Here is a 12,668-nt window from a genome sequence, read left to right on the forward strand (position 1 = left end):
ATGATGGCAGAGAGGTCACACCCGTTCCCATACCGAACACGGAAGTTAAGCTCTCTAGCGCCGATGGTAGTTGGGACCTTGTCCCTGTGAGAGTAGGACGTCGCCAAGCAAAAACCTAAGTCGTTTCGACTTAGGTTTTTTTGTGTTTATTTATATATATCAAATGACATAATCCGTAAATTTAGTAATCTTAATGAGAGAAAAGAATGAAAATGAGGCTATTGAGGGTAACTATTATTTCTTACTACAAGTATATATTTTACATAATGAGAGTAAGAAAAGCGGGATGATATAAGAATGAAAATAAGTATTCAATCATTACAGTAATGAATGCGATACAAAGGAATAGAAACGATATGCTTTATTCCGCATTAACGGGCAGTAAGACCCCCACCTCAAATTTCAGCGGAAGCAAAGAAGCTAGGTGGGGGTCTTACTGCCCGTAAAAGCCCGATTGGTGAGGGTTGATTAAAGTTTCACTTTATATAAAAGCATACAGAATTAATATACAAACCGTTTTGTGTATGGTAGATCTCTAGAAATATATATTCTAATTGCTTATCCTTCTTGTATATAGTTACAATTATTCTTTTGAATATAACTAAAACACGAACGTTATTGGTTAGTAATAAAAAAACATTCGATTATTTGTTGACATTGTTTATAAAATATTGTTAATATAGCCATAGAAAGAATAATATATAAGACCTCATATAATCGCGGGGATATGGCCTGCAAGTCTCTACCTAACGACCGTTATTCGTTAGACTATGAGGGAAAGTCACTCGGTATTTTTCTATTCACAAGGGATACGTATGCCTGAGTAGAGCGCTTTCTCTCATAGTAAAAGAGAAAATGTTCTATTTCAGGCTTTTTTTATTTGAATCGGGGGGATTCTAATATGAAATCACTAGTTGGAGTCATAATGGGAAGCACGTCAGACTGGGAAACAATGAAATATGCTTGTGACATTTTAGATGAATTAAATATACCGTATGAGAAAAAAGTTGTATCCGCTCATCGGACTCCGGATTATATGTTTGAATATGCAGAGATGGCTCGTGAACGTGGATTGAAAGTTATTATTGCTGGAGCTGGTGGAGCAGCGCATTTACCAGGAATGGTTGCAGCGAAGACGAATCTTCCTGTCATCGGAGTGCCAGTTCAATCAAAAGCGTTAAACGGCTTAGATTCATTATTATCCATCGTCCAAATGCCAGGAGGGGTTCCAGTTGCAACTGTTGCAATTGGTAAGGCTGGTTCAACAAATGCTGGTTTACTTGCTGCACAAATACTTGGATCATTCCATGATGACATATATGATGCATTAGAATTGAGAAGAGAAGCAATTGAAAAAGATGTGCGCGAAGGTAGTGAGCTAGTATGACGAGAATCATTTTACCTGGAAAAACAATCGGTATTATTGGAGGCGGCCAGCTAGGAAGAATGATGGCATTGGCAGCTAAGGAGATGGGATATAAAATTGCTGTTTTAGATCCTACAAAAAACTCACCATGTGCACAAGTTGCTGATATTGAAATTGTTGCATCATATGACGATTTAAAAGCAATTCAGCATTTAGCGGAGATCAGTGATGTTGTCACATATGAATTTGAGAATATTGATTATAGATGTTTACAATGGCTTGAAAAACATGCTTACTTACCGCAAGGCAGTCAGTTGTTAAGTAAAACACAAAATCGTTTTACAGAAAAGAATGCGATTGAGAAAGCAGGATTACCAGTAGCAACGTATAGATTAGTTCAAAATCAAGATCAGCTTACTGAAGCAATCGCTGAATTATCATATCCTTCCGTCTTAAAAACGACGACAGGCGGATATGATGGGAAAGGGCAAGTTGTTTTAAGAAGTGAGGATGACGTTGATACAGCGCGAGAGCTTGCGAATGCAGCAGAGTGTATTTTAGAGAAATGGGTGCCTTTTGAAAAAGAAGTATCAGTTATTGTCATTCGTAGTGTAAGTGGTGAAACGAAAGTATTTCCGGTAGCGGAAAATATTCATGTAAATAACATTTTGCATGAATCCATCGTTCCGGCTCGCATTACAGAAGAACTTTCTCAAAAAGCTATTGCTTATGCAAAAGTGCTTGCGGATGAACTAGAACTTGTGGGAACACTAGCGGTAGAGATGTTTGTTACAGCTGATGGTAAGATTTACATTAATGAATTAGCACCAAGACCTCACAATTCAGGACACTATACACAGGATGCATGTGAAACGAGTCAATTCGGTCAACATATTCGAGCAATCTGTAATTTACCTCTTGGAGAAACAAATTTGTTAAAACCAGTTGTCATGGTAAACATTTTAGGCGAACATATAGAAGGGGTCCTAAGACAAGTGAATAGATTAACCGGGTGCTATTTACACTTGTATGGAAAAGAAGAAGCAAAAGCGCAGCGAAAAATGGGGCATGTTAATATTTTAAATGATAATATTGAAGTCGCTCTAGAAAAAGCGAAGAGTTTGCATATTTGGGACCATCAAGAACAACTGTTGGAGGGAAAAAGATGATTAGTCGTTATACACGCCCAGAAATGGGTGCAATTTGGACGGAAGAGAACAAATTTAAAGCGTGGTTAGAAGTTGAGATTTTAGCTTGTGAAGCATGGGCTGAGCTTGGCGATATTCCGAAAGAAGATGTTAAGAAAATTCGTGAGCATGCATCATTTGATATTGATCGTATTTATGAAATTGAAAAAGAGACACGTCATGACGTAGTTGCATTCACTCGTGCTGTATCAGAAACACCAGCATTAGGCGAGGAACGTAAATGGATTCATTACGGTTTAACATCTACAGACGTAGTAGATACAGCGTTATCTTACATCTTAAAACAAGCGAATGAAATCATATTAAAAGACTTAGAAAACTTCGTAAGTATTTTAGCTAATAAAGCAAAAGAGCATAAATACACGATCATGATGGGAAGAACACACGGTGTTCATGCAGAACCAACAACATTCGGTTTAAAACTTGGTCTTTGGTATGAAGAAATGAAACGTAACGTAGAGCGTTTCAAACAAGCTGCTAATACAGTTCGTGTTGGTAAATTATCTGGTGCGGTTGGTACATATGCAAATATCGATCCATTCGTAGAAAAGTATGTTTGTGAAAACTTAGGATTAGAAGCAGCACCAATTTCAACACAAACATTGCAACGTGATCGCCATGCTCATTACATGTCAACACTTGCATTAATCGCAACATCTATTGAAAAGATGGCAGTTGAGATTCGTGGTTTACAAAAGAGTGAAACACGTGAAGTTGAAGAAGCTTTCGCAAAAGGTCAAAAAGGTTCTTCTGCAATGCCGCATAAGCGTAATCCAATTGGATCTGAAAATATGACTGGTTTAGCTCGTGTTATCCGCGGTTATATGATGACAGCTTATGAGAATGTTCCATTATGGCATGAGCGTGATATTTCTCATTCTTCAGCAGAACGCGTAATTTTACCAGATGCTACAATCGCGTTAAATTACATGCTAAATCGCTTTGGTAATATCGTTAAAAACTTAACTGTATACCCAGAGAATATGAAACGCAATATGACAAGAACATACGGCTTAATTTATTCTCAGCGCGTAATGCTTACATTAATCGATAAAGGTATGGTGCGTGAAGAAGCTTACGATATCGTACAACCTAAAGCGATGGAAGCTTGGGAAACACAAGTACAATTTAAAGAGCTTGTAGAAGCTGATGAGCGTATTACGAGCAAGTTAACACAAGAAGAAATTAATGAATGTTTCAACTATGAGCATCATATGCAACACGTTGATACAATCTTTGAACGTCTAGGATTAAACGAAGCGTAAAATTTCATATGGCACAGAATAGAGTCATTCTGTGCCATTCTTTATAAAAACATTATTCACATTTTTCAAACTACAGGGGGCTTGCGAAATGCAAAAGCTAGAATTGCTGTATGAAGGTAAGGCAAAAAGAATTTATCGTACAGAATCAGCAGATATGGTTTGGGTAGAGTACAAAGATAGTGCGACTGCTTTCAATGGGGAGAAAAAAGAGACGATTACAGGAAAAGGTCGTTTGAACAATGAGATTACAACTTTATTGTTCAGAAAGTTACAAGAAGTAGGAATTAAAACACACTTTGTTGAGAAGCTATCTGAAACAGAACAACTTGTTAAAAAAGTGAGTATTATTCCTTTAGAAGTTGTCACAAGAAATGTAATTGCAGGAAGTCTTTCAAAACGATTAGGAATGGAAGAGGGAACTGTACTTGCAGAACCAATCGTAGAATTTTACTTCAAAGATGATGATTTAGGAGATCCGCTTGTAACGGAAGATCATATTCGTGTATTAAACGTTGCATCGCCAGAGCAAGTAAGCGTATTACGAGATATGGCTCTACAAATCAATCAAGTGTTGATTGATCATTTCGCAAGCTGTCGTGTAAGATTAGTAGATTTCAAATTAGAGTTTGGTGTAACGGATGAAGGAGAAATCATTTTAGCAGATGAAATTTCACCAGATACTTGCCGTTTATGGGATGAAACGAGCAATGAGAAGTTTGATAAAGACGTATTCCGTCGTGATCTTGGAAATTTAACAGATGCTTATGAAGAGATTTTAAAACGTTTAGGGGGAATTTCACATGTATAAAGTTAAGGTATATGTAACATTAAGAGAAAGCGTATTAGATCCACAAGGAACAGCAGTAAAAGGAGCACTTCATAGCCTTTCATTCACAGAAGTACAAGATGTTCGAATTGGAAAGTACATGGAACTAACAATTGATAAATCGGTAACTGACTTAGATAGTAAGGTAAAGGAAATGTGTGAAAAACTATTAGCAAACGTTGTAATGGAAGACTTCCGTTATGAAGTTGAGGAGGTTGTCGCACAGTGAAATTTGCCGTAATAGTATTTCCAGGTTCGAACTGTGATGTCGATATGTTCCATGCAATTAAAGATGAGCTTGGCGAAGAAGTAGATTACGTTTGGCACGATACAGAGAATTTAGATGAATATGATGCAATTCTACTACCAGGTGGTTTCTCTTACGGTGACTACTTACGCTGCGGTGCTATTTCTCGCTTTGCAAATGCAATGAAAGCAGTACAAAAAGCTGCTGAGCAAGGAAAGCCAATTTTAGGTGTATGTAATGGATTCCAGATTCTTGTTGAATCAGGATTATTACCAGGAGCATTAATGAGAAATGAAAACTTAAAATTTATGTGTCGAACAGTTCAGTTACGTGTTGAAAATAATGAAACGATGTTTACATCACAATATGAAAAAGATGAAGTAATCAATATTCCAATTGCACATGGTGAGGGGAATTACTATTGTGATGAAGAGACTCTTAAACAATTAGAAGAGAATAATCAAATCGCATTCCGTTACGTAGAAAACCCGAACGGAAGCGTTTCAGATATTGCTGGTATTGTAAACGAAAAAGGAAATGTACTTGGTATGATGCCACACCCAGAGCGTGCTGTAGATGAATTACTTGGCGGTGCTGAAGGGTTAAAAGTCTTTCAATCTATCTTAAAACAGTGGAGGGAAACATATGTCGTTAATGCTTGAACCAAATCCAACACAAATTAAAGAAGAGCGCATATATGCGGAAATGGGGCTAACAGACGAAGAGTTTGCCATGGTTGAAAAGATTTTAGGCCGTCTGCCAAATTATACAGAAACAGGATTATTCTCTGTTATGTGGTCTGAACATTGTAGTTATAAAAATTCAAAACCAGTACTTCGAAAATTCCCAACAACAGGTGAGCGCGTCTTGCAAGGGCCTGGGGAAGGTGCTGGCATTGTAGACATCGGTGATAATCAAGCGGTTGTATTTAAAATGGAAAGTCATAACCACCCTTCTGCTATTGAGCCATATCAAGGAGCAGCAACAGGTGTTGGCGGTATTATTCGTGACGTATTCTCTATGGGAGCACGTCCAGTAGCTCTATTAAACTCACTTCGATTTGGAGAATTACAATCACCACGTGTGAAATACTTATTCGAAGAAGTAGTAGCAGGAATTGCAGGATACGGTAACTGTATCGGTATTCCAACGGTTGGCGGCGAAGTACAGTTTGATCCATGTTATGAAGGAAATCCACTTGTAAATGCAATGTGCGTAGGCTTAATTAACCACGAGGACATTAAAAAAGGGCAAGCGCACGGTGCTGGAAATACAGTAATGTACGTAGGAGCATCAACTGGTCGTGATGGTATCCACGGTGCAACATTCGCATCTGAAGAGTTATCTGAAAGCTCAGAAGCGAAGCGTCCAGCAGTTCAAGTAGGAGATCCATTTATGGAGAAACTTCTTATCGAAGCTTGCTTAGAACTTATTCAATCGGATGCACTTGTTGGAATTCAAGATATGGGTGCAGCTGGTTTAACATCATCTTCTGCAGAAATGGCAAGTAAAGCAGGCATGGGTATTGAAATGTACTTAGATGATGTACCACAGCGTGAAACAGGAATGACACCATATGAAATGATGCTATCTGAATCACAAGAGCGTATGTTAATTGTTGTGAAAAAAGGTAGAGAACAAGAGATAGTAGATTTATTTGAGAAGTATGGTCTTGCAGCCGTTACGATGGGGAAAGTAACGGAAGACAAAATGCTTCGTTTATTCCATAAAGGTGAAATGGTAGCTGAAGTACCAGCAGATGCTCTTGCAGAAGAAGCACCAATTTACCATAAACCATCACAAGAAGCAGCATATTTTGCTGAGTTCCAAGAAATGAAAATGGAAACGCCGAAAGTAGAAAACTATAAAGAAACGTTATTCGCTCTATTACAACAACCGACGATTGCAAGTAAAGAGTGGGTTTATGATCAATATGATTATCAAGTTCGCACAAGCACAGTTGTTACACCAGGTTCAGATGCAGCAGTTGTACGTGTACGCGGTACAGAAAAAGGATTAGCAATGACGACAGATTGTAACTCTCGCTACATTTATTTAGATCCAGAAGTGGGCGGTAAAATTGCAGTAGCAGAGGCAGCACGTAATATCGTATGTTCTGGCGGGGAGCCACTTGCAATTACAGATTGCTTAAACTTCGGTAACCCAGAAAAACCAGAAATCTTCTGGCAAATTGAGAAATCAGTAGATGGTATGAGTGAAGCTTGTCGCACATTACAAACACCAGTTATTGGCGGAAATGTATCAATGTATAACGAACGTAGTGGTGAAGCGGTATATCCAACACCGACAGTTGGGATGGTCGGACTAGTACATGACTTAAAACATGTAACAACACAAGAGTTTAAGCAAGCTGGCGATTTAGTTTATGTTATCGGAGAGACGAAAGCTGAGTTTGGTGGAAGTGAATTACAGAAAATGCTTCACGGCAAAATTTTCGGTCAATCACCAAGTATCGATCTAGACGTAGAATTAAAACGTCAAAAACAAATATTAGCAGCCATTCAAGCTGGCCTTGTTCAATCTGCACATGACGTTGCTGAAGGTGGTTTAGCAGTTGCAATTTCAGAAAGTGCAATTGGTGCTAACGGCTTAGGTGCTACTGTGAAATTAGACGGGGAAGCAACAGCGGCATTATTTGCGGAATCACAATCCCGCTTCGTAATAACTGTAAAACGTGAAAATAAAGAAGCGTTCGAAAAAGCGGTAGAAGCAATTCAAGTTGGAGAAGTAACAAATACAAATGAAGTAACAATTCATAATGAAGAAAATGAAGTATTACTTACAGCAAATGTAGATGAAATGAGAAAGGCTTGGAAAGGGGCAATCCCATGCTTGCTGAAATAAAGGGGTTAAACGAAGAATGTGGCGTTTTCGGAATTTGGGGGCATGAAAATGCGGCACAAGTTTCATACTACGGATTGCACAGTTTACAGCACCGTGGACAAGAAGGCGCAGGCATTGTCGTAAATAATGGAGAAAAAATCGTCGGTCACAAGGGGTTAGGCTTAATATCAGAAGTGTTTTCAAGAGGAGAGCTAGAAGGATTGAACGGAAAATCAGCAATCGGACACGTACGATACGCGACGGCTGGTGGAAGTGAAGTGGCTAACGTTCAACCATTACTATTCCGTTTTTCTGATCATAGTATGGCATTAGCTCATAACGGGAATTTAATTAATGCCAAAATGCTTCGTCGTGAATTAGAGGCAGAGGGAAGTATTTTTCAAACAAGTTCAGATACAGAAGTACTTTTACATCTTATTAAACGTAGTACGAAAGATTCGTTAATTGAAAGTGTAAAAGAAGCTTTAAATAAAGTGAAAGGTGCGTTTGCATATCTTTTACTAACTGGAAATGAAATGATTGTTGCGCTAGATCCAAATGGATTCCGTCCCCTTTCAATTGGAAAGATGGGAGATGCTTACGTTGTAGCATCAGAAACATGTGCTTTTGATGTAGTAGGTGCAACATACATTCGTGATGTAGAACCGGGTGAATTACTTATCATTAATGATGATGGAATTCACGTAGATCGTTTTACAAATGATGTAGAACATGCAATTTGCAGTATGGAATACATTTACTTCGCACGCCCAGATTCAAATATCGCTGGTGTTAATGTCCATGCAGCACGTAAAAACATGGGGAAACGTCTGGCGGCAGAAGCTCCTATTGAAGCTGATGTTGTTACTGGTGTACCAGACTCTAGCATTTCAGCAGCAATTGGTTATGCGGAGGCGACAGGCATTCCATATGAGTTAGGATTAATTAAAAATCGTTACGTTGGACGTACGTTTATTCAACCTTCTCAGGAACTGCGAGAGCAAGGGGTTAAGATGAAGCTTTCAGCAGTAAGAGGTGTGGTTGAGGGGAAACGAGTTGTTATGATTGATGATTCTATCGTACGAGGAACAACGAGTAAACGAATTGTTCGTATGCTTCGCGAGGCTGGAGCGACAGAAGTTCACGTAAGAATAGCTTCACCACCTTTGAAATATCCATGTTTCTATGGCATTGATATTCAAACGAGAAAAGAATTAATTGCAGCAAATCATACGGTAGAAGAAATTCGTGAAATGATCGGTGCAGACTCATTAACATTTTTAAGTGAAGATGGATTAGTAGATGCAATTGGACGTCCATATGAAGGGAAATACGGTGGCCTTTGTATGGCGTACTTCAATGGAGATTATCCAACAGCTCTTTATGATTATGAGCAAGAGCTTTTAGAAAGTATGAAATAAGAAGAAAAAAGCTTCTACTTCTTTTGATGTAGAAGCTAGCTTCTTTCTTAAAACGGCCCGCACAGGATAGGGAGAAATTAAAAGACGAGGTGTAAATAACGATGGCGAATGCATATAAGCAAGCAGGAGTAGATATTGAAGCTGGATATGAAGCGGTATCTCGCATGAAAAAACACGTACAAACAACAATGAGAAAAGAAGTACTAGGCGGTTTAGGCGGTTTTGGAGGTATGTTTGATCTATCAAAATTTGCATTAGAAGAACCTGTATTAGTATCTGGAACAGATGGCGTGGGAACGAAATTGATGCTCGCTTTTATGGCAGATAAACATGACACAATTGGTATTGATGCAGTAGCAATGTGTGTAAATGATATTGTTGTCCAAGGAGCAGAGCCGCTTTTCTTCCTTGATTATATTGCTTGTGGTAAAGCTGAACCTAGTAAAATTGAAAACATCGTCAAAGGTATATCAGAGGGCTGTCGCCAAGCAGGTTGTGCTTTAATTGGTGGAGAAACAGCTGAAATGCCAGGAATGTATTCTACAGAAGAATACGATTTAGCTGGTTTTACAGTTGGGATCGTTGATAAAAAGAAAATTGTAACAGGTGAAAAAATTGAAGCTGGTCACGTATTAATTGGCTTGGCATCTAGCGGTATTCATAGTAACGGTTATTCTTTAGTACGAAAAGTATTACTAGAAGATGGAGAGCTATCTTTAGATCGCATTTACGGACGCTTAGAGCTACCTCTTGGTGAAGAATTATTAAAACCAACGAAAATTTATGTCAAACCTATTTTAGAACTATTGAAGAAATATGAAGTATACGGTATGGCACATATTACAGGTGGCGGATTCATTGAAAATATTCCACGTATGTTACCAGAAGAAATCGGTGCAGAAATTGAATTAGGATCTTGGGAAATTCAGCCGATCTTTAGTTTACTTCAAGAAGTTGGCAAGCTGGAAGAGAAAGAAATGTTCAATATTTTTAACATGGGTATTGGTATGGTAGTAGCGGTGAAGGGAGAAGATGCAAAAGATGTTGTTCGTCTTCTTGAAGAGCAAGGAGAAACTGCTCGTATTATTGGACGCACTGTACAAGGAGCTGGCGTTACTTTTAATGGAGGCACAGCGCTATGAGTAGATTAGCAGTTTTTGCTTCTGGAAGCGGATCTAACTTTCAATCTCTCGTTAATGCAGTAGAAGAAAAAAGATTGGATGCAGAAATTAGTTTATTAGTATGTGATAAACCAGAAGCACGCGCTGTTGGGCGAGCACATTATCATCATATCCCGTGTTTCGCTTTTTCAGCGAAAGCATATGAGTCAAAAGAAGCGTTTGAAAAAGAGATATTAAAGAAGCTAGAAGAGTATGAAATTGATTATGTTATTTTAGCTGGATATATGCGTTTAATTGGACCAACTTTACTAGAAGCTTACGGCGGAAGGATTATTAATATTCATCCATCACTATTACCGAGTTTTCCAGGGAAAGATGCTGTTGGTCAAGCGTTAGAAGCAGGTGTGAAAGTAACTGGAGTAACGATTCATTATGTAGACGCAGGTATGGATACAGGGCCAATTATTGCACAAGAAGCAGTAGTTGTTTCTGAAGGGGATACGAGAGAAAGCTTACAAAAGAAAATTCAACAAGTTGAACATAAATTATACGTAAATACAGTGAATCAAATTGTTCAATCTACGAAAGAACCAACTGTTAACTAACATACAACCAGGGGTGAAGGGTAAATGAAAAAGCGTGCATTAGTAAGTGTTTCAGATAAAACAGGAGTAGTAGAATTTGTTAAAGGTTTACTAGAACAAGGGATCGAAGTTATATCAACAGGTGGTACGAAAAAATTACTAGAAGAAAACGGCTTACAAGTAATCGGTATTTCTGAAGTAACTGGTTTCCCAGAAATTATGGATGGTCGTGTGAAAACATTACATCCAAATATTCATGGTGGTCTATTAGCAGTTCGTGATAATGAAACGCATGTAGCACAAATGAATGAGTTAGGTATAGAGCCAATTGATTTTGTTGTCGTTAACTTATACCCATTCAAAGAAACAATCGCTAAGCCTGATGTAACATTTGCTGATGCAATTGAAAATATTGATATCGGTGGCCCGACAATGATTCGCTCTGCTGCGAAAAATCATAAATTCGTATCTGTAATTGTAGATCCAGTAGATTATGATGTTGTATTAGCTGAATTAAAAGAGAACGGTGAAGTAGCAGAGGAAACAAAACGTAAACTAGCAGCAAAAGTATTCCGTCATACAGCAGCATATGATGCACTAATTTCTAATTACTTAACAGAGCAAATGGGTGAAGAAAGTCCTGAAACATTAACTGTGACATTTGAGAAAAAGCAAGACTTACGTTATGGCGAGAACCCACATCAAAAAGCAACTTTCTATAAAGCGCCATTCGCAGCAACTTCTTCTGTTGCATACGCAGAACAATTACACGGTAAGGAATTATCGTATAACAATATTAATGATGCAGACGCAGCGCTTAGCATCGTGAAAGAATTTACAGAACCAGCAGTAGTAGCGGTAAAACATATGAATCCATGTGGTGTTGGAGTAGGTACGGATATTCATGAAGCATACACACGTGCTTATGAAGCGGATCCAGTATCCATTTTTGGAGGCATTATTGCAGCGAATCGTGAAATTGATAAAGCTACAGCTGAAAAGTTACATGAAATTTTCTTAGAAATTATTATTGCACCTTCTTTCTCAAAAGAAGCTTTGGAAGTATTGCAAAGTAAGAAAAACTTACGTTTACTAACTGTAAATATTGAAAAATCGACAAGCGCGAGCAAAAAACTAACTTCTGTACAAGGTGGCCTTCTCGTTCAAGAGGAAGATACGTTATCATTAGATGAAAGTACAATTTCAATTCCAACAAAACGTGAACCTTCAGAGCAAGAATGGAAAGATTTAAAATTAGCTTGGAAAGTTGTAAAACATGTGAAGTCAAATGCAATTGTTTTAGCGAAAGATGATATGACAATTGGTGTCGGTGCGGGACAGATGAACCGTGTAGGTTCTGCAAAAATCGCAATTACACAAGCTGGTGAAAAAGCACAAGGTAGCGCGCTTGCATCTGATGCTTTCTTCCCAATGCCAGATACATTAGAAGAAGCAGCAAAAGCAGGAATTACAGCAATCATTCAACCAGGCGGATCAATCCGTGATGAAGATTCTATTAAAGTGGCGGATACATATGGGATTGCTATGGTGTTCACTGGCGTACGTCATTTCAAACACTAATAGAGGATATTTAAAAAGTCCGGTTAAGATCACCTTCGCATGTCGTCGTTGCAATGCCAGTGCGGTACTCATGTAGGAAAACTACACTCCGTGTCCTCCTGGCAAATGCGCCTCGACCTGCTCGGTTCTCTTAATCCTCCTTTTTAAACTTTGATTGATATGGAAGTTTAAAAAGTCCGGTTAAGATAACCTTTCTTTTTAAACT

At 38.3% G+C, this 12,668-nt stretch carries 11 protein-coding genes, 1 rRNA gene and 1 riboswitch; all 12 genes read left to right on the forward strand.

Annotated elements, in window-relative coordinates; genetic code table 11:
- Positions 1-109, forward strand: a 5S ribosomal RNA gene (gene rrf / locus ACTFR9_RS20520); the annotation flags it as partial.
- Positions 110-689: 580 nt separating this feature from the next.
- Positions 690-791, forward strand: a riboswitch (purine riboswitch).
- A gap of 110 nt (positions 792-901) precedes the next feature.
- Positions 902-1,387 carry a 5-(carboxyamino)imidazole ribonucleotide mutase gene (gene purE, locus ACTFR9_RS20525; protein WP_103141294.1) on the forward strand — a complete coding sequence of 162 codons (486 nt, stop codon included), beginning with the start codon at positions 902-904 and terminating at the stop codon, positions 1,385-1,387.
- Positions 1,384-2,535 (forward strand): 5-(carboxyamino)imidazole ribonucleotide synthase, encoded by a 1,152-nt coding sequence (gene purK / locus ACTFR9_RS20530; RefSeq protein ID WP_000196793.1) that lies wholly within the window; start codon positions 1,384-1,386, stop codon positions 2,533-2,535. The genes purE and purK overlap by 4 nt, the downstream gene beginning before the upstream one ends.
- Positions 2,532-3,839 carry an adenylosuccinate lyase gene (gene purB, locus ACTFR9_RS20535; protein ID WP_000625677.1) on the forward strand — a complete coding sequence of 436 codons (1,308 nt, stop codon included), beginning with the start codon at positions 2,532-2,534 and terminating at the stop codon, positions 3,837-3,839. The genes purK and purB overlap by 4 nt, the downstream gene beginning before the upstream one ends.
- Positions 3,840-3,927: 88 nt before the next feature.
- A complete protein-coding gene (gene purC / locus ACTFR9_RS20540) occupies positions 3,928-4,647 on the forward strand; it encodes a phosphoribosylaminoimidazolesuccinocarboxamide synthase (RefSeq protein WP_001170542.1) in 720 nt (239 codons plus the stop codon).
- Complete coding sequence (purS, locus tag ACTFR9_RS20545; protein WP_000278826.1) at positions 4,640-4,894, forward strand: phosphoribosylformylglycinamidine synthase subunit PurS; 255 nt, start codon at positions 4,640-4,642, stop codon at positions 4,892-4,894. Before purC ends, purS begins: the two co-directional genes overlap by 8 nt.
- Complete coding sequence (gene purQ, locus ACTFR9_RS20550; RefSeq protein WP_000666779.1) at positions 4,891-5,574, forward strand: phosphoribosylformylglycinamidine synthase subunit PurQ; 684 nt, start codon at positions 4,891-4,893, stop codon at positions 5,572-5,574. The genes purS and purQ overlap by 4 nt, the downstream gene beginning before the upstream one ends.
- Positions 5,558-7,777, forward strand: coding sequence for a phosphoribosylformylglycinamidine synthase II (gene purL, locus ACTFR9_RS20555; protein ID WP_000055582.1), 2,220 nt, complete (start codon positions 5,558-5,560; stop codon positions 7,775-7,777). Before purQ ends, purL begins: the two co-directional genes overlap by 17 nt.
- Entirely contained in the window at positions 7,762-9,177 is a 1,416-nt protein-coding gene (gene purF / locus ACTFR9_RS20560) for an amidophosphoribosyltransferase (RefSeq protein ID WP_000879021.1), read from the forward strand. Before purL ends, purF begins: the two co-directional genes overlap by 16 nt.
- Before the next feature lie 101 nt (positions 9,178-9,278).
- Positions 9,279-10,319 carry a phosphoribosylformylglycinamidine cyclo-ligase gene (purM, locus tag ACTFR9_RS20565; protein WP_229136768.1) on the forward strand — a complete coding sequence of 347 codons (1,041 nt, stop codon included), beginning with the start codon at positions 9,279-9,281 and terminating at the stop codon, positions 10,317-10,319.
- A complete protein-coding gene (gene purN, locus ACTFR9_RS20570; protein ID WP_000088580.1) occupies positions 10,316-10,903 on the forward strand; it encodes a phosphoribosylglycinamide formyltransferase in 588 nt (195 codons plus the stop codon). Before purM ends, purN begins: the two co-directional genes overlap by 4 nt.
- 24 nt (positions 10,904-10,927) lie before the next feature.
- Positions 10,928-12,463 carry a bifunctional phosphoribosylaminoimidazolecarboxamide formyltransferase/IMP cyclohydrolase gene (gene purH, locus ACTFR9_RS20575; RefSeq protein WP_000745403.1) on the forward strand — a complete coding sequence of 512 codons (1,536 nt, stop codon included), beginning with the start codon at positions 10,928-10,930 and terminating at the stop codon, positions 12,461-12,463.
- Positions 12,464-12,668: the final 205 nt, after the last annotated feature.

This window comes from Bacillus cereus group sp. MYBK222-1 (assembly GCF_051916425.1).
Classification (GTDB): Bacteria; Bacillota; Bacilli; order Bacillales; family Bacillaceae_G; genus Bacillus_A; species Bacillus_A paranthracis.